Here is a 22,982-nt window from a genome sequence, read left to right on the forward strand (position 1 = left end):
TTTATATTGTCAAATATGTCAAGTGGAAGGAAAAGTGGATAGTATGACGGTTGTAAGTTTTGCAAAAAGAATATGTTTATTATTAATATATGGTTAAAGCTGCGATGGTTAATAGCAGAATCACTTCTGCCATATGATACATTTTAAAAGAGGGGGTTGAGAAATTATATTATTTTTAGAATGTTTATCTCGGTGCAAAGAATATCTCTCAGATTCTGCAAGTTAGTCCAGATTTCTGTAGGTTCACGTTTGCAGTTCATATATACAGCATCATCATTTTCTTCAGAACTCTTTGATGTGTCATATAAGTGCCCCTCTATTTCAGAGAGTTTATTTATAGCTGTTGTTAAATCCCATATGCATTCACGGATCTTATCATTCATATATAAAGTGTAATTCAACATGAAGTTACTGATCTCTTTCTTTATTTTAGGATAAGAACGAATCATTGCTCTTTCAAGCCACTCACCACTATCATCGTAAAATTCTTGATGTTCAGGTAAGTTGAAGGAGTCAATATATTGTAATATTGGTTTAATTAATGACTTTCTTTCTTTTAAGTCTTCTTCGATAATTTTGAAGGTGAGTTGTTGTTTTATTTCATTTTCTTTGCTTTTTTTGCTAATGTGTTGGCTTGCAATCGTAACAATTCCTGTGAGTAAAGCACCGCCAATGGTACCACCGACAGTAATCAACTGAGTAGTAATTAAATCTGTAGCCATTATATTTCCTATTGTATATTATAAAAAGTGTATTTAAATAAAAGATAACATTATCATTCAACAAAAATTAATATCATCTCCATACATCATTACACCCTCCACTCCATAATTAGCAAATAACACACCCAACCTTTTGGTCTTTTTATTCCATCCAGGGTGAACTGTATCAATTATAGTTTTAACATGGCTTAATATTTTCTCGTCAAGACAAAGCAAAATATAGGATATAAAATCTTGTACATGCTGATAATCACACTCTAACTTTTCAAATTCTATTCCTCGGATTGAAGCTTTATAAGTGTCAAATTCAATATCTCGGAAGTTTTCAAATAATGGTGTTCTATAGTCAAAATAAAGAGAGTCGAATGCATAATTCATAGGGTTAATATTTCCATGAAGAATTTCATTCCTCTTATTCATAATCGTATGAAAAGCCTTGCATGCGTCAATCTCATTATAATCTACAGGTTGGTAAAATCCGATGCAGTTAATGTGTAAAGAACTAACTCGCTCATTAATTCGCATTCTTAGTACTTTGTTGTACTGTTCAACGTTATTTTTAATTTCTGGTTTAGCCAAAATGAAAATTAAAAAATTCACAAAAGACTCAGCATATACAGGAAGCAACATGCTTATTGATAGGCCCAGTGAAGTAGCTTCAACATATTTCTTACCTATCTGTTCCGCATTTTTTTGCCAGTGTTCGAGATCTTCCTTTGTGGCTTTCATTCTGGGGTCTGATATGTTGTTAGGTTTAATGCTGCTAATATCTAACTCTTCAAGTTTTGTTAGCTGATTTTCTATTACTTGCTTTAATCGTTTGAAAGGATTAACAAAAACCAACCACGGTTCTAAACTTTTTCTAAACTCAGAAAGCTGACGACCATAGTTTTTAAAGTCATTACGAAGTTGCTCAATGAATAATTCCTTGGCTTCAGTTTCATTTTCGAAAGATATCTCTTTCATGATTTCAATATAGTAATTTTTACAAATTAAATTAATCCTATGTCCTTCGCAATCAAAGGTATAATCCCAATGAATTAAATTATCGGAATCATGTTTGTTTTTTAAGGCTGTAAATAATCCATTAGGGGAGCCAAACCTTACATTAAAATAACAGTAAAAATCGACAGCTCTTATGTTCTCTCTCAAAATCCAAGTCGTTTTAGACAGTGTCTTTCTGTTTTTTTGTAGTGCCTCATTTGCTAACTGCTTTGTAGGGACGATTTTTAGTTTGCTTATATCTATTTTATTCATCATATATTACCTTTGACCAAAAAATTGCAAAATGTATCATATAAAACTAAAAAACCAGAGTCTATTAATTAAATGATAAATTTTCATGAACGGCCAATTTTAGTCCACGTGTGAAGTCACATCAAGCAATGACACGTCTTGTTTATAAGAAGAGTGGCTATCATTGTATCGATTTAACACCCTTAATCACTACTTAGCAAACATGCTCCTAAAGCGTGAGTGGGGCTTGTGGTCATCATTGCTTGTTCAGCGTAATACCTAAAAAAAATCGCAACACACAAATCAATACACTGTTGAGATATTACATGGCAGACGTAGCTTATATTTTGTTTCCAGCCTGCAATGATGTACAGAGAGAAACCAGCCATTAAAACGATTTTTTTTGATTACGTGTTCACCGAGAAAGCCAGTGCGAGATGTTATATATCTGACGATCAACGGTGCTTCAAAAAGGAGTATGGCGACCCAAACTGGTTACTGGCGATGAACCGCTTTATGAGCGAGTTCGGTACCGCCTGAGCGATCACCTTTGATACAGTGACACCGAATTGTTTATAGACTTATTGAGGATATCGAGAGGATTTGAACAGCTATAAACTGCAAGCCTTTTTTATTCTCCCACTTCAGCTATATCAGCGTTCAATGCCGCTGATATTGGCGAGCATTTCTTTTTTCACGCGAAACACTGTAGCCCTGCCACAATCGCACAACTTAGCGATTTCGTCCGGTGTGTTCTTTCCGGCCTGAAGCATCTCAATGATTTTACGGTGCAATTCTTTGTTCTTTTGCTTGCCCTTGTACTTCTTAGCCTCTTTAGCAAGGGCAATTCCTTCATTGCGACGTGATGCGATCATTCCCCGCTCAAATTCTGCAACGGCTCCCATCATGGTTAAGATTAAGCGAGATTGTGGGGAGTTATCGAAACTCATTGAGTTAGCAAGGAACTGAACAGTGATCCCGCGAGCAACGAGGTTATCAATCATTTCCAGCAAATCGCGGGTATTACGTGCAAGGCGATCAATGGAGTGAGTCACGAGCGTGTCACCTTCGCGGAGGTGTGAAAGCAGGTTCAATAATTCAGGTCTTTCGCTGGTGGACTTACCTGACTCTTTCTCGGTGACGATTTTGTCACAAACAGGTCCCAGTACTGCCAACTGGCGATCCATATTCTGGCTCCGGTCGGAAACACGAGCATACCCAAAAATCATTTTCCTGCCCTCACTTGTTGATGAGTATCATTTGTATTAATTCAATGATACTGTATCATTTAAGACTATTCAACATTTAAATGATACTAAACGAGACGAGAAAAGTGAGTATCGTTAGGGAGTACCCAAAAGAGATTCTTGTTCGTTCTGTTTTTAGGCAATACAGGGTTAGTGGAAAGTTCGGCACTGAGATCTGAGTAGATGGTATTTTGTCGGCAGGGTTGAACCTGATAACGCGAACGAAATTTTAAATCAAACGGAAAAAAGCTGGCTGTACTTTTATCTCAGTAAACAATCCCTTTAACTTTTTTGTCAAAAATCGAGATGCCAGGGTTTTGATTATTTTTTTGCACTAAAGGCGAGTACCTTAGCCACATTCTTAAACGCGAAGGCTGTAAAGGAGATTAATATAGAAATGCATATGTTACCTATTTGCGATAAAATTAGTCAAGATTGCTATTCCGAGGTTTCTTATGGGTAAAATTTCCGAACGTTTGAGACATGCAAGAATGAGTGAGGGGTATTGCGTCATTTGCGGTTCATATGGTCTATTAAGTAAGGATCATGTTCCACCTCGTTGTGCAACGACTATTCAACCAATGTTTCAGAAAACAGTGTCTGAACATTATTCCTCTGATGAAATAAAACCAATAAATGCCCACGCCGGAGCGACATTTAAAACCATATGCAAGAATTGTAATGGCAACATACTTGGGAGTTTGGATCGTGAGATCAAACTTCCCATCGAGAACTTCATAAGTTTAATTAGGCAATATTTAGCTGGTGTTCATTTTTACGGAAACATTATCTCGACGCCTTTGAATGCAGAACCTTTTTTGCGTGCAATGGTGGGTCATCTACTCGCAGCAACATCCGTACAATTATGCAAAAATGCTCTTATTGATAGTGAATATTACACACCATTAAGAAGATTTGTTTTAGGGGAAAATAAAAAAATAGAAGATACTCATGATTTCTATTATTGGTTTTATCCTAACAGAACACAGATAACTGCTCAGCAAACTTCGTTTTTTAACAACGGTCATCTATGCCACTGTAGCTGTATGCACTTCTTCCCTATGGCTTTTTTAATTACTTTTAAAGATGAAGGGACATATCCGGCACATGCATCTAAGTTAAAAATTAATGACGAAAATTTATATTTCAATATGACGCAAGGAAATTTGGACTATGTCGCATTTCCATTCACAACCCTTAAAGCGAATCAAATGTTGCTGATGACAGACAGTTTCACTTCAGCAAGTTACCCTCAGAAATAAAGTCCCAAAAGGCCGCTTACGCGACCTTTTTTAACACAGCAATCATTGAGAGCGATCAAGTACCATGTACGCTGGCTCGCACATGCTGCCGCGTTCCTGTAACCAGTAGTAATCAAGATCGGCTACACGCACATTCAACCCCGAATCTACACGGTTTATCTGTAAGCGTAGCCCTACAGTGTCCTTGTAAGATAGACCGGATTTAACATTGTATTTGTACTTAACCCCACTTTCTTCTTCAAATGATTTGAGATAAGGAGTGATTTGTTTCTGAATTTCTTTTAGACAAACAACTTCGTTATTAAATTCAAATGGTTTCTCTATTTTTCCGTCAGGTACTGCTGCTTTAGAAGACATCGAGCAACATAATAAGAGTACTGCAATTGAATATTTCTTCACTTATCTTTCCTTATTGAAGATTAGTACTTAATACTTCACCAGTATCAGCGTTGTATGTGCAGGAGTACTCAATATTTTTGAACGCACCGAAACCGTTTTGAGCCTGTGCCCGATGCCCGTAAAGAGTCACTAATCTCCTGCTTCTATCGTGCCAGCTAAGAGATGAAAATTTTGGTTCTGTAAATCCATCAGTCCATTTAAATTCGTACTTAGCTGAATCCTCGACAGCTTTTGCACACATATAATCCCCACGTTCATGTTTCGAGATATAGCACTCTGGATTATCAAGTTGTAGGCATTCAGCTTCTTCATCTTTTGCTTTTTGTTCCTTCTCTACTGCAAGTGATGCCTCATGAGCGGCCTTTTCTTCCGTATTAGCTTTCTGTTCAGCTAAGTACTTTGCGTAATCTGTAGGGTTTTTAATGTTATTCTCGCGAGCGGTAGCAAATTCTTTGCCGTCTTCAAAGCCGAGTTTTTGTGCTCTGGCTTCGTCACTTGACGATCTGGCAGTACTTGCCACGAAAGCAAGTACAATGATTAGTACCGGCACCGTATAATTATTAACGAATTTATAGGGTAAGTACTTAGATCTCAGCGTTCCAAATGCCAGCACAGCCCATCCAATAGCGATAAGAGCAGCCCCAAGCTGGCTGGCTCCCGCGACGAAAAGCATCAGTACCGACCAGAAACCAACACCAGTAGCGAAAAAATCACCAAATTTCTCTATTGCTGCAAGCAATAAACAAACGCCCCAAATTGAGTAAATACCAACCTTTATAACCTTTTGCACTAATTTTCCCCTTTTCTATACCGCTCAGGCCATATAACGTTTACAGCTACTCCTATATAAGCGGCAATAATTCCCTCACCTTTAGGCCAATTTCGCTCAAGAGCGTTATAAAGTGTTCTTTCATGTAATCCGTTGTCTCTCGAAAGCTGTGCCAATGTTCCTCCTCGTTTCCTGATAGCCGCCAAAATATCCGCTCTGTGCCAGTTCTCAGTACTGGCATTTTGCTCCTTTATCTGCGATTCTGATTGATTATGAATACTCATAATGACCACTCGTTACTAACATTGAGAACATGATTGATCATTAAAAGGAATTCGTCAAATAAAAATAAGGAACAAAGTTCCTTTTAATGTGGTGGGTTGTGCATGTCTGGCAAAAAAGAAAGCGTTGAACAGTTCAGTGAAAGGCTAAAATCAATAGTACCTTCTGGTACAGGACGAGATTTCGCCAAAAAAGCAGGCATAGGGTACAGTACTGTACATAACTATCTTCAGGCTGTTTCAAGCCCAACTTTAGAAAATCTTATTCTACTGGCTAAGGCAGGAAACGTGTCGGTTGAATGGCTGGCGACGGGAAAAGAGTTTTCAAAAACGACAAGCACAGACCAAGTCGAAAAACTGCTAAAAATTCCTTTTATTGATGGCAAAGATTTCCTTTTACTGGACTCGAATGCTTTCCCCGATTTGCGGGATAAAAGGGCAAACCTTGCAGCCCTTCGCGTTAAGACTGATGTAATGGAGCCAACATTCATGGTAGGTAGCGTCTTGCTTATAAACCAGAACCAAAAGCAGCTACGGGATGGTAAAGTGGCAGCACTCCACAAAGAAGGAAACTACCTGTACAAACGAGTCCAAGTGGTGCCAGATGGATACAATTTAAGCAGTGATAACATCAAATACAGTGCGATGACCGTCAATCAGGATTCACTATCTTCCTTTGATGTGCTGGGAGAAGTAATGGTAGTACTTAATCAACTGTAATTTAACGCTCTCAGTGCATTTCTGAGGCGTTTTCTGACAGATTAGATACGTGATTACTGTTTTTAGCTACTTCCACTTCAGGGGCTTCCTGTGCGTTTTGTCCTCAGCACCATCATGAAAGGGGATTAATCGGATCGGGGTCGCTTCGCTCGGGCCAGTACTGACAAGGCACGTCGTACTTACCAATTCACTTTAGGTATTTCACTTGCTGTACTAACACCAATCGAGCAAAGCGAGAAGTAACGCCTTGCGTCTTTTCGAGTACCGCGAGAAAATCGCAACGTTACGATCTAATATTTGGTTTTTAAGAGGCTGACGAGCGAAGCGAAGTTAGTCTCTTCAGAGGCTGAATATCAGTAAGACACTATTCTTTGAATTAACGGAGTATCGGTTAATATTAATATAAGGTCGCAAGATAGTGAAAGGTACATTATACCGTAATAAAATCAATGAATTAGCGTGTTTACATGGTGTTTTTTGGTCGTATCTGTACTCATCTTGCGAAGTAAGGCTATAATTCTGCGAAGCAATTATTTCGCAGAATCATCAATCATATTCTGAAGTATTGCAATAATTTCCTGTGCTGATGACCCGTTATCATATATCTTATCAATTTCGTACTTATCGACTGGCGTTAAGTAATAGTGTCCATCCTGAGCTGCCTTAAACAGTCTTACGCCTTTCTTATGTGCTGTGACCAATGCTACAGATAACTGTTTAATGATTGTAAGAAACTTACGGACAGTATTAATAGTTGGTAGTGAATCCTCTTTGTACTTAGCTGAATAGTAATCTAACGAGTACTTAATAGTGTCTGTATTCACTTCATAAATATTAAAAAGTACATAATATACCTTCTTGTGTGGATATCCTTTCTTACCAGAACACTTAGTAATAATCTCATTAACAATTTTTTTTCCATTTAATGTAAGATCATTGTAACTACTAAAGTTACCAGCTATATTTTTAAATTCAGCATTGTTAAAATTTTGTTTTTTGCCTGCCATAAAAAATCCTGTTATAACCACCAAGTCTAATATAATTATGTTTTTTATTAATTAGCGGATATGATTAAATAAGTTTATAATGTATGTCTTGTTCCTTTATTACCATCAGCTATTTCTTTTGCATTCTTAACTTGCAATTCATTAGTTGATGGCATTAATGCCATTTTCAAAAGTATTATAACCGAAAGATTCTGGTGCTTTTTTATTACAGTTTAAATATTGCCATCCCAGCTTGAATGTCATCTTTCAGTAATTGATATGCTGTTTGCTATTGTTAACGCTATATTGTATTATCAGACAGCATACTTAATATAGGATAGAATCATTAATCGTTTCTAATATTTTTTCCATTAGCACACTTATTAATTATATCACATAAAATATATGTTCTTCCTGAACCATACTCAGCAGATACACACTTAAATTTGGTAAAATAAATGTAGGGTTAATTATTTACACGCTCCATATTGATAAATTTAGAAAGGCCGATTCATGCGAGTGAGTCGGCTTTTTTTTGGGGGGAGAGATTAGTTGTTTCGCCGAGGGCTGTGTAAATGCTTAAATTTTATTTTTTGATACCAATTTTTGTATTTCGTGAGTTTGTTATTTCTTAGCTTCTCTATGTATCCTTTTGGTAATCGCACTTTTAATATGTTACATATTCGTGCTGAGGTCATATCGCTACATAGAATGTTTTCATACTGATCAAAAGTCAGTGATATTTCTGATGCAATTGTTTTTTTACGTACTGATTTATTCAGCGTCTTTCTATTGGTGCGTATTTCCCTTTTTTTCAATTTTTATTCTCCATTATTTTTTCTTTTGCTAAGATATTGTTGCATCCATTTTGTTGCAACAATACTCATATCTGGTGGGGAATTGTTGAAATACATCATTTCATCATATTCTTCTTCCAGGCTTTTTAGATTAGATAATATTTCAATTTCTGAATTCTCTTTTACTTTCATTTTAATGCCTACGTGTATAAAATTTGGCTTCCAGATTTTAGTATAGGTCATAAAAAAACCTTGTTTCATGAGAAAATATCAGTTAATTATTGTCTCTACAGATTATTTCTGTTGAAGGTAATTACATAGCGGTAAGTAATTAATAAAGTAGGGCATCTACTTCATTTTCTAAACATGATTCAAAACTTCATTTGGCGATAATAATGATTAATTCTGTCCATAGATTCTATCTATAACCGTTTTATATGGATGAAGAAGAATCAAGCTTTTTGCTTTCCTGTGGGGTACAAAATGGGGTACAGACTGGGGTACAATGCTCAGTAGTGAGATTCGTAAAAACAACCGTAGACAAAAAGCAAACTCACATAACTCACTAATTAATAAAGAAATGTAATCAACATGACTCGGGGTGCCCTTCCACGTGAAGGCTGAGAAAAACCCGCTGACCTGAACTGGATAATGCCAGCGTAGGGAAGTCTGATGCCTGACCGCATTCGCCTTCTTATTCGCCGGTTGGGAGCTATGATGACAGATCAATCTCAACACCTTTCTGCTGCGCAATTCGCGCCCATTCTGCACCGTTTCCGCCGTCAGTCACCGCTGGTGCACTGCATGACTAACGACGTGGTACAAAACTTCACCGCCAATGTTCTGTTGTCGCTCAACGCTTCACCGGCGATGGTGATTGATGCGGAGGAAGCCGCGCAGTTCAGCGGCTTTGCCGATGCCTTACTGATTAACGTCGGGACGCTGACCGCTGAGCGCCAGCAGGCGATGCAGGCGGCGGTCACGGCCGCCAGGCAGGCGGGAACGCCCTGGACACTGGACCCGGTGGCGGTCGGAGCGCTGACGCTGCGCACCACCTTCTGCCAGCGGCTGCTGAGCCAGCAGCCAGCGGTGATCCGCGGTAACGCCTCAGAGATCCTGGCGCTGGCGCAACAGGCCAGCGGCGGACGCGGAGTGGATAGCCTGCATCAGGCGGATGCAGCGCTGGAGGCCGCCCGGCAGCTGGCTCGCGACTATCAGACGCTGGTGATTGTGACCGGCGAAGTAGATTACGCCACCGACGGTCAGCGCACCTTTGCCATTCGCGGCGGCAGCCCGTTAATGACGCGGGTGGTCGGTACCGGCTGTGCGCTGTCGGCGGTGGTGGCTGGCTTCAGCAGTCTGAGCGGCGATCGGCTGCTCAACGTCGCCAGTGCCTGTCAGGTGATGGCGCGGGCCGGTGAACAGGCGGCGGCAAGCTCAGCCGGCCCCGGCAGTTTTGCCACGGCGTTTCTTGATGCGCTCTGGACGCTGGAGGTGGACCATGAAACGCATTAATGCACTGACCATCGCCGGGACCGATCCCAGCGGCGGGGCAGGGATCCAGGCCGATCTGAAAACCTTTTCCGCGCTGGGCGCGTATGGCACCAGCGTGATCACCGCGCTGGTGGCGCAAAATACCCATGGCGTCCAGTCGGTCTACCGAATCGATGCTGACTTTGTGGCCGCCCAGCTTGATTCGGTGCTGGACGATGTGCGTATCGACAGCGCGAAAATTGGCATGTTGTCGGAAACCGCCATCGTCGGGCAGGTTGCGGCACGGCTGAGACGTAGCGCAATTCCTTTCGTGGTGCTGGATACGGTGATGGTGGCGAAAAGCGGCGATCCGCTGTTATCCGCCGATGCGATTGCCAGCGTCCGCGAACTGCTGTTACCACAGGTGTCGCTGATTACGCCGAATCTGCCGGAAGCAGCAGCGTTGCTGGGGTGCGCGGTGGCGGAGAGCGAAGCGCAGATGCGGGCGCAGGGCGAGGCGTTGCTGGCGGCGGGATGTCAGGCGGTATTGATCAAGGGCGGTCACCTGACGGCTGATAACAGCCCGGACTGGCTGATCACCCCTTCGGGCCAGCAGCGGTTCAGCACGCCGCGGGTTAATACCCGTCATACTCACGGCACCGGCTGCACGCTGTCAGCGGCGCTGGCGGCTTTGCGTCCGCGTCACGCCGACTGGGCTGATACGATCACCGAAGCGAAAGCCTGGCTGCAGCAGGCGTTGTTACAGGCGGATTCACTGGAGGTCGGTACGGGAATCGGGCCGGTGCACCATTTTCATCAGTGGTGGTAGCGGTGGATGTGCCATCCCGCGCTGAGGCGGCGGGACGGCACCGTTGCCGGGTCAGGGTGCTTCAAACCATGCGCTGTTGCGCTCGGCAATAGGGGTAATTGAGAAAATCATCTCCTGCAAATGACGGCGCATCGCGGCTTCGGCGGCGTCTGCGTCGTGATGTTTCAACGCTGCAAAAATCTCCTCATGCTGCTGAATCAGGCTTTCCGGCGGTGAAACCTCACTCAGGGTCAGAAAACGAACCCGGTCCATCGCCGCTTTAATGTTCTCGACGGTTTCCCACGCCAGCTTGCAATCAATACTTTCGGCAATCAGCCGGTGAAACTCATCATCCAGGCTGAGAAACGCCTGGCTGTCATGCCGCTCAGCCGCCATGCGTTGCAGCTGCAGGTTGTGTTCCAGCATCATCAGCGCCGGGTCGCCAATCTCCAGCGCCGCACGGCGCACCACTGAGACTTCCACCGCTTCACGGATGAAGCGGCCGTCCGCCACCCGTTTGGCGGAAATTTTACGCACAAAGGTGCCGCGTTGCGGCAATACCTGTACCAGTCCGGCTTCGGCCAGCTTGATGAACGCTTCGCGCACTGGCTGGCGTGAGACGTTAAAACGCGCAGAGACCTCTTTTTCCGACAGCAGCGAACCCGGCTGAATCACACAGGTCACGATATCTTTGCGCAAAAACCGGTAAATCTGCTGATTCACCGGTTCGCTGGTGGTAATGGTATAGGCGATCGACATGCAGCAATATCCATATTACGGCTGGCTGGTGCCAGCCCGAAGGGAAAGGGTCAGTCTAATCAGCACGCTGCGTCTGCGCCAGTGCTTTGTCATCATCGCATCAGGCGCGGGTCATGTACTGCTGCACCGTCGCACGCGCACCCTGGGTAGTCAGCTGCTGATAACAGGCGGTCAGCCGGGCGACCAGATCGGCGTTGTCTGCCAGATCGTCGCCGAAGATCTGGCGCAGGCCGAGCAGCGCACGCACGCGCGCTTCACCTTCTTCACTGCTGGCCACACATTCTGCCAGCGTCGTCTTCAGCGGATCGCGAACCTCAATCGGCTGACCCTGTTCGTCGGTCCCCCCGACATAGCGCATCCAGCCAGCCACGCCGAGCAGCAGCAGTTCACAGCGGCTGTTATTGCTCAGATGCCAGCGCAGACTGTCCAGCAGGCGCTGCGGTAATTTTTGCGATCCGTCAGTGGCGATTTGCCAGGTACGATGTTTGATGGCGCGGTTTTCGTAGCGGGCGATCAGCGAATCGGCATAGGCTTCAAGGTCCACGCCCTGAGTGCGCAAGGTGGGTGCCTGCTCATCGACCATCAGTGAACGGGCAGCGGCGCGGAAGTGCGGATCGGCCATGCAATCGCTGATGTGCTGATAGCCGGCAAGGTAGCCAAGGTAGGCGAGAAACGAATGGCTGCCATTCAGCATGCGCAGTTTCATCTCTTCATACGGCAATACGTCGCTGACCAGTTCTGCTCCCGCCTTTTCCCACGCCGGACGACCGCTGACAAAATTATCTTCGATGACCCACTGAAAGAACGGTTCCGCTTCAACCGCTACCGGGTCACGGGAGCCGAGCCGCCCGGCCAGCGCGTCAAACGCCGCCTCCGTCATCGCCGGCACAATCCGGTCAACCATGGTTGAGGGAAAGGTCACCTGCTGCTGAATATACTCCGCCAGCGCCGCATCCTGCCGTTGTGCCAGCTGCACAATCACGTTGCGGGTGACGTGGCCGTTCTCTGGCATGTTATCGCACGACATCACGCTGAAGGGCGGCAGGCCGAGCTGCCGACGGCGATTAATGGCGGCCAGAATCAGGCCTGGCAACGAACGCGGCGTCTGCGGATTGTCGAGGTCATGCACGATATCGGGATGATCCGGGTTCAGATTGCCGCTGGCTGGCTGATGGCAATAGCCTTTCTCGGTCACGGTCATCGAAACAATTGCCACCTCGGGCTGACACATGGCGTTGATCACCGCCTCAATGCCGTCGCCTTTGCCGTGCAGCGCCGCAGTAATCACGCCGATCACCCGGGTCTGCAGCGAATCATTCGCCATTTCGGTCAGGGTATAGAGCAACTGCTGTTCACGCAGCGCCTGAATCAGTTCGCCGCTGTTGAGGTTAACTTCGCAGTAACCCCAGTCACTGCCGTGTTCGGCGGCCAGCTTATCGCTGCACAGCGCCTGATGCGCGCGGTGAAAGGCACCAAAGCCGATATGCACCATACGGGTTTTAAGCTGGGCCCGGTCATAGGCAGGGCGCTGGATCTCAGCGGGCAGGCGATCGATCTGTAACATAGTCCGTCCTTATGGCAAACGGGGCGCGAGGCGCCCCGAAATCAGTGATCATGTTGCGTGATGAGGATTACACCGAAACTGGCTTATCCTGGGTCTTCGGGCTGCGGATCACAAACAGCACCAGGAAGGCACCCAGCGCAGCGACAGCGCCGGCCAGCACAAAGGCGCTGTCAAACTTACCGGTATGCTGGACGATAAAGCCGGTCACAATCGGTCCGATGATGCCGGAAAGGCTGCCGACCAGGTGGATAAAGCCGCTGATGCTGCCGACACGACTCTTGTGCACCACATCCTGAATAATCGCCCAGTAGATTGCGCCGGTAATGTAGAGGAAGAAGATCGATACCGACATCATCATCACCGCAGGAACCACCTCTTTTATCGTACCTGCCAGCGCCACACAAATTGCCGCCGCCAGCAGTGAGACCACCAGCACAATTTTACGTGACAACAACAGTTTGCCGGTGATGTTGAAGATTTTATCGGAGATCCAGCCGCCCAGCGCCAGGCCGACGAAACCCACAATCCACGGGATCATGGTGGTAATGCTCATCGACTTAATATCCAGACCATGGGCCTGCACCAGATAGGCCGGGAACCAGCTCAGGAAGAAGAACAGGATGTAGTTGTAGCAGAAGAAGGCAAAGGCGGTCACCAGGATGATTGGCTGACGCAGGTAGTAGCCAAACGGATGGGCAGTTTCTGACAGATCGGCTTCATCGTTAGGGTTAGCCGCTTTCAGGCGTTCAATTAAGAGACGTTCCTCTTCGCTGACCCGTTTGCTTTTTGCCGGGTTGTCCGCGGCAAAGAACAGCCAGAAGGTCATCCACACCAGACCGATGCAGCAGACGATGATGAAGGCCGGACGCCAGCCGTACGCCAGCGCCAGATAACCGATGATCGGACCGGCAACCGCGCCACCCAGTGGCGAACCGGCGCTGAGTAAGCCCATCGCGGTGGCTGCCTGTTTTTTGGGAAACCAGCCGTTGATCGCTTTATTCGCCGAGGCGCAGATCGGGCCTTCAGCCATGCCGAACAGCACGCGCAGGATCAGCAGCGACCAGAAGCCGGTCGCCAGCGCAGTCATGCCGCAGAAGATAGACCAGGCGCCTACCGCGACGGCCAGCACGATTTTCGGGCCAAACCGGTCAGTGGCGAGACCGCCGACGAAGTTAAACAGCGCGTAACCGAAGAAGAAGCTGCCAAAGATCATGCCGAATTGCTCAGCATTGATCGCCAGATCTTTTTCCACCAGCGGCACCGTCAGTGACAGGGCAACACGATCGAGGTAATTGATCATGTAAACCAGGAACAACAGCAAAACGAGGGTCCAGCGCAGATTCTTGAACATAAAAACTCCGTGATCTGTTTTCTCTTTGTAATAAGCCGGCGGGTACGCACCGGCTGAGGACACCTGGTGTTCAGTGGGCATTAACCCATTTGAAGGATCACTTTGCAGCAGGTGCGCGGATCTTTTTCGAACAGCGTCATGGCGCGTTCAATCTCCTGCAACGGGAAATAGTGGGTGACCAGCTTCTCTGGCTGGATTAACCCTTTTTCCATCCAGTCAATCACCTGCGGAAAGCGGTGGCTGTTGAGACGTGAGGTAAACAGCGACAACTCTTTACTGGTGAGACTTTGCTGGGTAATGCTGCAGGGTTCGCCGGAAAAGCCCAGCAGACCGATGCGCGCCGCCGGAGAGGCGAGGGCGGCCGCTTCTGCCAGAATGGTGGGATGGCAGGCCGCGTCGATAATCAGCGTCGGCTGAATGCCTTCCAGCTGCGCCGCCAGCGGGATCTCGCTGTTGTTAAACAGCCGATCGGCACCGTTCTGCTGCGCCAGCTCCAGCCGTTCCGGCAGACGATCCACCACCATCACCTCTCTGACGTTGTAAACGCCCTTCAGTACCTGGATGGCGGTCAGTCCCATCGGACCGGCCCCGTAAATCAGCGCCACATCCTGCGGTTGCGGCTGCAGGAAAGCGGTGATGTTAGCCGCGATGGTGAACGGCTCGACCAGGCTGGCCAGCCGGTCGGGGATCGCATCCGGCAGATGATAAGCGTTGCTGGCCGGCGCCAGCGCATATTCGCTAAAGCCGCCGTCGCGATGCACGCCAATCACCTGCAGTGAGGTACAGACGTTGGGGCGACCCACCGAGCAGGGGTAGCAGTGACCGCAGCTGACCACCGGATCGACCGCCACGCGCTCGCCCAGCCGGGCCGGATCGACGCCTTCACCCAGCGCATCAATCACGCCGAAAAACTCATGACCAATCACCCGCGGATATTTAGCGAACGGGTTGTGGCCGTGCCAGATATGCACATCAGAACCGCAGATGCTGGCATAGGCCACTTTGACCCGGACTTCACCGGCCGTCGGTTGCGGCAGAGGACGTTCAGCCAGCACCAGCTCGCCCGGTTGTTCAATCACCACACTTTTCATCAGGCTCTCCTTACCAGTTCCACAGCGTACCGTCTTCCAGACGGGCCACCGGCAGATAGGCGGGTTCATAGGGATATTTCGCAGCCAGCTTCTCGTTGAACTCAATGCCCAGACCCGGTTTATCGCCAGGATGCATGTAGCCCTGATCGAAGGTCCAGTTCGCCTCGAACAGCTCCATCATCTGCTCAGAGAAGCCCATGTACTCCTGCACACCGAAGTTCGGTACCCAGAGATCGAAGTGCAGCGCCGCCGCCATGCAGATGGGCGAGAGATCGGACGGACCGTGTGAACCGGTGCGCACCTGGTAAAGTGAGGCGAAATCTGCGATGCGGCGCATGCCGGTAATGCCGCCCGCATGGGTGATGGTGGTGCGGATATAGTCAATCAGCTGCTCTTCAATCAGCTGTTTACAGTCCCAGATGCTGTTAAACACTTCACCGACCGCAATTGGCGTCACGGTGTGCTGACGGATCAGGCGGAAGCACTCCTGGTTCTCAGCCGGCGTCGGATCTTCCATCCAGAACAGGCGATAATCTTCCACGCTCTTACCGAAACGCGCCGCTTCAATCGGCGTCAGGCGATGGTGCATGTCGTGCAGCAGATGTTCATCGAAGCCAAATTTGTCGCGGATCGCTGCGAACAGTTTTGGCGTGAAATCGAGGTATTTCTCGGTGGACCAGAGCTGCTCTTCCGGCCAGTTGCCTTTGGTCGCCGGCTCGTAGGCCAGACCTTTGCCTTTGGCCATGCCGTAGGTGGTTTTCATGCCTGGCACGCCGCACTGGGCGCGAATCGCCTTGAATCCCAGCTCTTTGTGCTTCGCGTAGTCGTCCATCACTTCATCAATCGAATGACCGGTGGTGTGGCAATAGACCATAACGCCGGTGCGCGATGCGCCGCCCAGCAGCTGGTAAACCGGCATGTTGGCGGCTTTGCCTTTGATATCCCACAGCGCCATATCCACCGCCGAAATGGCTGACATGGTGACCGGACCGCGACGCCAGTAAGCGCCTTTATAGAAGTACTGCCAGATATCTTCGATTTGATGCGCATCGCGGCCAATCAGCTGCGGGCAAACGTGATCTTTCAGGTAGGAGGCGACCGGTAATTCGCGGCCATTCAGCGTGGCATCACCAATCCCGGTCAGGCCCTGATCGGTGGTGATTTTGACGGTGACAAAGTTTCTGCCTGCGCAGGTAACAAATACTTCAGCGTTAACAATTTTCATCCTGGTAGCCTTCAGTCAGCATTCAATGATGAAAAAATACGCGCTTTAATACTACCATACAAGTTGGCCGGGCAGAGTTGTGAAGGCAATCACAAAGCATTTACATTTGCCCAAAAAAAGGGGCTTTCGCCCCCTTGTCTGCGTATCAGGCCAGCAGAGGACACTGCGGCGGCAGGCGACAGCTCAGCGCGCCCGCCAGCACTTCAATCACGAACTCGCGCCCGGACAGCGGTTCGCCATCAAGGTTAAAGGTCATTTCATGCGGCGAACGGATGGTCAGCGACTCCAGCTGGGTCGTGACGATACCCGGATTGTCATCATCACCAGTCAGCGAATGCAGCAGGGTAGGCAGCAACTCCTGCGCGGTAACGATGCTGACATCCAGCCGGCCATCATTGATCAGCGCCGACGGACAGAGGCGCTGTCCGCCGCCCGCCTGACGGCCATTGCCGATACCGATCACCAGCGCATCGCCCTGCCACTGAAAGTCAGGTCCGCTGATTTCACAGGTATCGGGCTTCAGGGTATCCATCCGCATCAGACCGTGAATAAAGTAGGAAACGCCACCGAGGGCGGACTTGAGCTTTTCCGGCGTTTCAGTGGTGATACGGGTGCCAAAACCGCCGGTCGCCATATTAATGAAGTAGTGAGTCTGATTAACCCGTGCCAGATCGATGGTGCTGGCTTTGCCCTGGATCGCCAGCCGCAGCGCCGGTTCCATCTCTTCGGGAATGCCGACGCTGGTGGCGAAATCGTTGGCGGTGCCGAGCGGCAGAATGCCCAGTACCGGACGATGGTCTGCCTCAGACGCCGCCAGCGCGGTGGCGATTTCATTGATGGTGCCGTCACCGCCGCCCGCGACCACGGTCTCTGCCTGCAGCGCAATCGCCTCTTTGACGTAGCGGTCGCCGTCCCCTTTTTCAAAGGTCACGCGCACTGCGATATCAAAGCCTTCTTCACGCAGCGAGCCGATCGCGGCACGCAGATCGTCATTGCCTGCGCCTTTTCCATTCAGGATCAGCAGCGTAAGCGATTTTTTATCCATTATCTGTTCCTTGAAGATCACCAGAGTGAGAGGGGGGTTATAACACAGCTGACAGCTGAAAATTATTGGCGAAAGTGAGAAAAAAGAAAACCCGCACGGGGGAGCCGGGCGGGTGAATGAGGTGGTTCCAGTAATAACCTGCTGATTATTGTTACTCGTTAGCAGCAGGCGGGACTATAAGGCAGTGGCGCGCAGGGGTCTGTGATCCTGTTCTAACTTCGTCAAAATGTTTCAGATGGTAAACGATTTGCATGCGGATCGCGGGTGTCCTGACCGTGATCGAAGTTGCGCAGCAGCAGGCCGAAACGCAAATCAACCTCCTCCGGCACCCGCAGCCAGACGCGGTGGCCGTCGCCCGGCGCAACGTCAATTGCCTCGCCGCGGCCGTTTTGCAGCGCATCGAGTTGGCACAACAGATTCCCGGCGGGCGTCATGATCTCCAGCGTATCGTGCAGCATAAACTTGTTTTTCACCGCCACTTCCGCCCAGGCATCCCGTCGTTCACCGGTGAATTCACCGACAAACTGCTGACGATCGGAGACCGAAAAGCCCTGCTGATAGTTCTGGTAGCTGTCGTGGGTATGGCGACGCAAAAAGCCTTCGGTATAGCCACGGTGCGCCAGCCCTTCCAGCGTCTCCAGCAGTGAGGGATCGAAAGGTTTACCGGCGGCGGCATCGTCAATCGCCCGGCGATAGACCTGAGCGGTGCGGGCGCAGTAATAGTAGGACTTGGTGCGGCCTTCAATCTTCAGCGAATGAACGCCCATCTGACTGAGACGCTCGACGTGCGCCACCGCGCGCAGGTCTTTGGAGTTCATGATATAGGTGCCGTGCTCATCCTCGAAGGCGCTCATCACTTCGCCCGGTTTCATCTTTTCTTCCAGCAGAAAGACTTTATCCGTCGGCTGACCTACGCCGAGGGTTGGCGTCACATCCTGCACCGGGATCGGCTGGTGAATACCGACGATGTTACCCACTTCATCCTGCTGGCCTTCAGCCACCTTATACTCCCAGCGGCAGGCGTTGGTGCAGGTACCCTGATTGGGATCGCGCTTATTCATGTAGCCGGAGAGCAGGCAGCGACCGGAATAGGCCATGCAGAGCGCGCCGTGGACAAACACCTCCAGTTCCATCTCCGGCACCTGCTGACGGATTTCGGCAATCTCCTCCAGCGACAGTTCACGAGAGAGAATCACCCGGCTCAGCCCCATCTGCTGCCAGAATTTTACCGTCGCCCAGTTAACCGCATTGGCCTGCACCGACAGATGAATCGGCATCTGTGGAAAGGCCTCCCGCACCAGCATGATCAGGCCCGGATCGGACATGATCAGTGCATCGGGCTGCATCGCCACCACCGGGGTTAAATCACGAATAAAGGTTTTCAGCTTGGCGTTATGCGGGGCAATGTTGACCACTACATAAAACTTTTTGCCCAGCGCATGCGCTTCATCGATCCCTTTGGCGAGATTTTCATGGGTGAATTCGTTGTTGCGCACCCGCAGGCTGTAGCGCGGCTGGCCAGCGTAGACCGCATCGGCACCGTAGGCGAAGGCGTAACGCATGTTTTTCAGCGTGCCGGCAGGGGAAAGCAGTTCGGGTTTCATCGGGTTCTCACTGATGTCAGGTCAGTATGCCGCCTCAGGCGACAGCGGCAGGGCCGGTTGATGGCCCTGCTAAAGGTGCGGAATTGTAGGCAGGGAGAAAACGGATGTAAATTGATCGGGATCAAACTAGATCAAATGACAGACGTCAGCTTCCCAGCGATAACCCATTCCATAGACGGCGCGGATAAAGGGTTGTTCACTGTCGAGGCTCTCCAGCTTGCGGCGCAGGTTTTTAATGTGGCTGTCGATGGTCCGATCGGTCACTACCCGATAGTCGTCATACAGGTGGTTGAGCAGCTGTTCGCGCGAAAAGACTTTGCCCGGCTCCAGCGACAGGGTTTTCAGCAGGCGAAATTCCGCTGGCGTCAGATCCAGCGGCCGGTCGCGCCAGCTGGCCACGAAACGGCCCTCATCAACCGTCAGCAGAGAGCTGTCCGGCACCGCTTCCGTGGCGCGTTTAACCCGTCGCAGAATAGTTTTCACCCGCGCCACCACTTCGCGCGGGCTGAACGGCTTGCAGATATAGTCATCTGCACCGATCTCCAGCCCGAGCAGCCGATCAATCTCTTCAGTACGGGCGGTAACCATGATGATCGGCAGTTCAGAATGACGGCGGATCTCGCGGCACAGCGTCAGCCCGTCGGTGCCGGGCAGCATTAAATCCAGCAGCATCAGATCGGGCGGCGACTGGCGAACGTAGTCCAGTACCGCATTGCCATCGGCAATATGGTGAGTGCGATAGTTAGAGGCGTGCAGATAATCGATCATTAACTGCGCCAGTTTGGGTTCGTCTTCGACCACCAGAATCAGCGGGTCGTGGTTTTCCTGGCTCATAAGCGCTTACACAGAGGGAACGTAGCGCAAGTGTAGCGCGATTTTCAGTCCACCTAAATCAGAGTGCTCTGCAGCGATGCGCCCGCCGTGTGCGTCAACGATGTTTTTACAGATCGCCAGCCCCAGTCCCGACCCGCCGCTGGCACGGTTACGTGACCCTTCGGTGCGGAAGAAGCGTTCGAAAATCTGGCTCTGATGTTCACCGTCAACGCCAGGCGCGCTGTCTTCCAGATCGATGCGCCAGTAAGGGGCTTCATACCAGAGTTTAACCTCGACCCGGCCACCGCTGTCGGTATAGCGCAGGCTGTTTTCCAGCAGGTTGGTGAACAGTTGCATCAGCCGGTCAGGGTCGCCAAAGAACGGCGCTTCATCCGGTAAGTTGAGTTTCAGGCTTAAGCCGTAGGCGCGATAGCGTTCAGCAAAGCTGCCGGCGGTCACCTCCAGCAACTGCACCAGATCGGTTGCCTGCTTGCGGTAGGCGAGGGCGCCCTCATCAGAGAGTGACAGCTGATGCAGATCGTCCACCAGCTTGGTCAGCACCACCACTTCGCTCTGCAGCGAGGCGAGCGCTTCCGGCGTCAGTTTACGCACGCCATCCTGCATCGCCTCCAGCTCGCCGCGCAGAATAGCCAGCGGGGTGCGCAGCTCGTGCGAGATGTCCGCCATAAACGCGCGGCGCATGCTTTCATTCTTTTCCAGCGAACTGGCCAGCAGGTTGAAGTCACCGGCCAGCTGGCCGAGCTCATCCTGACTGCCCACCTCAACCCGGGTCGCAAAATTACCGGCCGCCAGGTGATGGGTGCCGTCAACCAGCCGTTTGACCGGTGCCAGCAGGCCGCGCGCCATCAGCCAGGTGACCAGCGCGGCCAGCAGCGTCGACAGCGCGACGATATACCAACTGGTACGCCGCTGCTGTTGATCAAAGTTGATGTCGGTGCTGCGCGTCAGCCGCTCCGGCGGCGATCCGATCACCCAGCCAACTACTTTGCCGGTGCTGGTGGTGATATTACGCCGCGACCCCTCGGGCGGAACCGGTGAGCGCGGGCCGACCATCACTTTATATTGCTGATCGAGGATCCAGAACTGGGTGCGCCAGCCGTGCGGCGGTAGCTGATTATTGCTGTCGGGATTCTGCTCCAGCGATCGCAGAATATTGAATACCAGCCGATCGTTGTGGCGCAGGAAATCCCAGTTGCCGTGCTGCTGATACTGATCGGCCAGCGCGTCACTCAGCAGGCTTAACCGCTGCTCGTTGCCGCGTTTAATATAGTCAACAAAGCCGTGCTCGAAGCTCAGACGGACGCCCCAGTGCATGGTGATCAATACCAGCATGCAGGTCGAGAAGATCGCCATAAACAGTTTGGCGCCAATGCCAAGGCGCAGGTTAACCCTCATGACTTTCTCCGGCGTCGTAAGTCGACGTTTTTACTTACCTGCTGCGGAACACGCCAGAACACCAGCGCGGGCAAGATAATGATCAGCGACATGCACAGGTAGGCATAAATAAACATCTGGTGTTCCGCACTGCTGTCGCTGGCGGCATCCTGGGCAAACGCACCCAGCAGTAAGCCCGCCAGCGTCACGCCGATACTCATCGACAGCTGCATAATCATCGACAGCAGGCTATTGCCGCTGGAGGCGAGTTCATCGGGCAACTCTTTCAGCGTCAGGGTATTCATTGAGGAGAAGCGAATGGCGTTGACCATCCCCTGCAGAAACAGCACCAGCGGCAGCAGCCAGACCCAGCCCATGATCGCCACCAGCGGGAACAGCAGCACCACCAGCGCCAGTGCAATGGTCGAAACCACCAGCACGTTGCGATAGCCAAACAGGTTAACGATGCGCACCACAATGCGCTTCATCCCCATGTTGCCGAGCACCATCGGGATCATCATCAGCCCGGCGTGAAACGGACTGTAGCCCATGCCGACCTGCAGGAAAATCGGCGTCATAAACGGCAGCATGCCGCTGCCGATGCGGCCGGTAAAGCTGCCGAGCAGGCCAATCGAATAGATGCGGTTATCAAACAGCTTCAGGCTGAACAGCGCATTGTCATTGCTGCGCGCATGCATCAGATAGAACAGCAGCGAGAACATGCCGATCAGGATCATCGCCCCGAGCAGCAACGGTGAACCGCCACTGCTGCGCTGACCATCCAGCGCCAGGGTTAAGGTCGCCATGCCAGCCGCCAGCAGGATAAAGCCGGTGAAGTCGAATCGTCGGGTCTGCATCGCGTAGTCAGGCATCAGCATCAGGGTCGCGACGGCACCGGCAATGCCGACCGGAATATTGATCAGGAAAATCCAGTGCCAGCTGGCGTACTCCACCAGCACGCCGCCCAGCGCCGGACCCAGCAGCGGCCCGATCTGCCCCGGCAGCGTGACAAAGGTCATCGCCGACATGTACTGCTCGCGCGGCACGATTTTCATCACCGTCAGGCGACCGACCGGCACCATCATCGCGCCGCCAATTCCCTGCACTACCCGCGACAGCACCAGCTGGTCGAGGGTGGTAGAGAGCGCGCACAGCAGCGATCCGAGGCTGAACAACACAATCGCGCTAAAGAAGATGTTACGCACGCCGAAGCGATCTGCCAGCCAGCCGCTGACCGGCAGCATGACCGCCACCGTCAGCACGTAATAGACAATCACCGAGTGCATATGCAGCGGACTGACGCCTAAATCGTGCGCCATCGCCGGTATAGCGGTGTTGACAATGGTGGTATCCAGCGTCTGCATAAAGAAGCCGATGGCGACTATCCATAATTGCCAGCGGACGTTTGCGCTCTGTGTACTCATCATTCAGTCCC

The 22,982-nt window shown here is 50.1% G+C and carries 22 protein-coding genes and 1 riboswitch; of the genes, 4 read left to right on the forward strand and 18 right to left on the reverse strand.

Annotated features, from left to right (window positions below; genetic code table 11):
- Positions 1-164 precede the first annotated feature (164 nt).
- The 3 genes from AABB92_RS02095 to AABB92_RS02105 form a co-directional block, all read right to left on the reverse strand.
- Positions 165-722: a hypothetical protein gene (locus AABB92_RS02095; RefSeq protein WP_046288203.1), complete on the reverse strand. Its 558-nt coding sequence runs from the start codon at positions 720-722 to the stop codon at positions 165-167.
- A 57-nt stretch (positions 723-779) separates the two neighbouring features.
- Positions 780-1,982, reverse strand: a complete 1,203-nt coding sequence (locus AABB92_RS02100; RefSeq protein WP_152659077.1) for a hypothetical protein — start codon at positions 1,980-1,982, stop codon at positions 780-782.
- 629 nt (positions 1,983-2,611) lie between these two features.
- A complete protein-coding gene (locus tag AABB92_RS02105; RefSeq protein ID WP_031377144.1) occupies positions 2,612-3,187 on the reverse strand; it encodes a recombinase family protein in 576 nt (191 codons plus the stop codon).
- A gap of 473 nt (positions 3,188-3,660) precedes the next feature.
- On the opposite strand from AABB92_RS02105, the gene AABB92_RS02110 reads away from it, so the two are divergent.
- A complete protein-coding gene (locus AABB92_RS02110; protein WP_072050972.1) occupies positions 3,661-4,467 on the forward strand; it encodes a chaperonin in 807 nt (268 codons plus the stop codon).
- A gap of 42 nt (positions 4,468-4,509) precedes the next feature.
- On the opposite strand, the gene AABB92_RS02115 is transcribed toward AABB92_RS02110, so the two are convergent.
- The 3 genes from AABB92_RS02115 to AABB92_RS02125 are packed head-to-tail and all read right to left on the reverse strand — an operon-like array spanning position 4,510 to position 5,919.
- Positions 4,510-4,866 carry a hypothetical protein gene (locus AABB92_RS02115; protein ID WP_031377145.1) on the reverse strand — a complete coding sequence of 119 codons (357 nt, stop codon included), beginning with the start codon at positions 4,864-4,866 and terminating at the stop codon, positions 4,510-4,512.
- Positions 4,867-4,876: 10 nt separating this feature from the next.
- Positions 4,877-5,656: a hypothetical protein gene (locus AABB92_RS02120; RefSeq protein ID WP_031377146.1), complete on the reverse strand. Its 780-nt coding sequence runs from the start codon at positions 5,654-5,656 to the stop codon at positions 4,877-4,879.
- The gene (locus AABB92_RS02125; protein WP_082097559.1) at positions 5,656-5,919 is read right to left on the reverse strand and encodes a helix-turn-helix domain-containing protein; all 264 of its coding nucleotides are present in this window, start codon (positions 5,917-5,919) and stop codon (positions 5,656-5,658) included. Before AABB92_RS02125 ends, AABB92_RS02120 begins: the two co-directional genes overlap by 1 nt.
- Before the next feature lie 102 nt (positions 5,920-6,021).
- Here AABB92_RS02125 and AABB92_RS02130 point away from each other — a divergent pair, with 102 nt between their 5' ends.
- Positions 6,022-6,636, forward strand: a complete 615-nt coding sequence (locus AABB92_RS02130) for an XRE family transcriptional regulator (protein ID WP_031377147.1) — start codon at positions 6,022-6,024, stop codon at positions 6,634-6,636.
- Between the two features lie 530 nt (positions 6,637-7,166).
- On the opposite strand, the gene AABB92_RS02135 is transcribed toward AABB92_RS02130, so the two are convergent.
- Positions 7,167-7,643 (reverse strand): hypothetical protein, encoded by a 477-nt coding sequence (locus AABB92_RS02135; protein WP_031377148.1) that lies wholly within the window; start codon positions 7,641-7,643, stop codon positions 7,167-7,169.
- An 800-nt stretch (positions 7,644-8,443) separates the two neighbouring features.
- A complete protein-coding gene (locus tag AABB92_RS02140; RefSeq protein WP_046288204.1) occupies positions 8,444-8,662 on the reverse strand; it encodes a hypothetical protein in 219 nt (72 codons plus the stop codon).
- Positions 8,663-9,006: 344 nt separating this feature from the next.
- A riboswitch (TPP riboswitch) is annotated at positions 9,007-9,102 on the forward strand.
- Between the two features lie 34 nt (positions 9,103-9,136).
- On the opposite strand from AABB92_RS02140, the gene thiM reads away from it, so the two are divergent.
- On the forward strand, positions 9,137-9,934 hold the full coding sequence (gene thiM / locus AABB92_RS02145) for a hydroxyethylthiazole kinase (protein ID WP_082097594.1): 798 nt from the start codon (positions 9,137-9,139) through the stop codon (positions 9,932-9,934).
- The gene (gene thiD / locus AABB92_RS02150) at positions 9,921-10,721 is read left to right on the forward strand and encodes a bifunctional hydroxymethylpyrimidine kinase/phosphomethylpyrimidine kinase (protein WP_046288206.1); all 801 of its coding nucleotides are present in this window, start codon (positions 9,921-9,923) and stop codon (positions 10,719-10,721) included. Before thiM ends, thiD begins: the two co-directional genes overlap by 14 nt.
- A 51-nt stretch (positions 10,722-10,772) precedes the next feature.
- Here thiD and AABB92_RS02155 read toward each other — a convergent pair whose 3' ends face one another.
- From AABB92_RS02155 to mdtD, 10 genes are all read right to left on the reverse strand, one after another.
- Entirely contained in the window at positions 10,773-11,459 is a 687-nt protein-coding gene (locus AABB92_RS02155; protein ID WP_031377179.1) for a GntR family transcriptional regulator, read from the reverse strand.
- A 100-nt stretch (positions 11,460-11,559) separates the two neighbouring features.
- On the reverse strand, positions 11,560-13,023 hold the full coding sequence (locus AABB92_RS02160; RefSeq protein ID WP_031377178.1) for a mannitol dehydrogenase family protein: 1,464 nt from the start codon (positions 13,021-13,023) through the stop codon (positions 11,560-11,562).
- Positions 13,024-13,090: 67 nt separating this feature from the next.
- Positions 13,091-14,374, reverse strand: a complete 1,284-nt coding sequence (locus AABB92_RS02165) for an MFS transporter (protein ID WP_031377177.1) — start codon at positions 14,372-14,374, stop codon at positions 13,091-13,093.
- A gap of 80 nt (positions 14,375-14,454) precedes the next feature.
- Positions 14,455-15,465: a Zn-dependent oxidoreductase gene (locus AABB92_RS02170; RefSeq protein ID WP_031377176.1), complete on the reverse strand. Its 1,011-nt coding sequence runs from the start codon at positions 15,463-15,465 to the stop codon at positions 14,455-14,457.
- Between the two features lie 10 nt (positions 15,466-15,475).
- Positions 15,476-16,690: a D-mannonate dehydratase ManD gene (gene manD / locus AABB92_RS02175; protein ID WP_031377175.1), complete on the reverse strand. Its 1,215-nt coding sequence runs from the start codon at positions 16,688-16,690 to the stop codon at positions 15,476-15,478.
- A 145-nt stretch (positions 16,691-16,835) separates the two neighbouring features.
- The gene (gene yegS, locus AABB92_RS02180) at positions 16,836-17,735 is read right to left on the reverse strand and encodes a lipid kinase YegS (protein WP_031377174.1); all 900 of its coding nucleotides are present in this window, start codon (positions 17,733-17,735) and stop codon (positions 16,836-16,838) included.
- Between the two features lie 221 nt (positions 17,736-17,956).
- Complete coding sequence (gene trhP, locus AABB92_RS02185; RefSeq protein ID WP_046288208.1) at positions 17,957-19,339, reverse strand: prephenate-dependent tRNA uridine(34) hydroxylase TrhP; 1,383 nt, start codon at positions 19,337-19,339, stop codon at positions 17,957-17,959.
- A 126-nt stretch (positions 19,340-19,465) separates the two neighbouring features.
- Positions 19,466-20,173: an envelope stress response regulator BaeR gene (gene baeR, locus AABB92_RS02190; protein WP_031377173.1), complete on the reverse strand. Its 708-nt coding sequence runs from the start codon at positions 20,171-20,173 to the stop codon at positions 19,466-19,468.
- Positions 20,174-20,179: 6 nt separating this feature from the next.
- Entirely contained in the window at positions 20,180-21,568 is a 1,389-nt protein-coding gene (baeS, locus tag AABB92_RS02195) for an envelope stress sensor histidine kinase BaeS (RefSeq protein ID WP_046288209.1), read from the reverse strand.
- Positions 21,565-22,971, reverse strand: a complete 1,407-nt coding sequence (gene mdtD, locus AABB92_RS02200; RefSeq protein WP_031377172.1) for an MFS transporter — start codon at positions 22,969-22,971, stop codon at positions 21,565-21,567. The genes baeS and mdtD overlap by 4 nt, the downstream gene beginning before the upstream one ends.
- Positions 22,972-22,982 lie beyond the last annotated feature (11 nt).

It is taken from the genome of Pantoea brenneri, assembly GCF_038594305.1.
Classification (GTDB): domain Bacteria; phylum Pseudomonadota; class Gammaproteobacteria; order Enterobacterales; family Enterobacteriaceae; genus Pantoea; species Pantoea brenneri.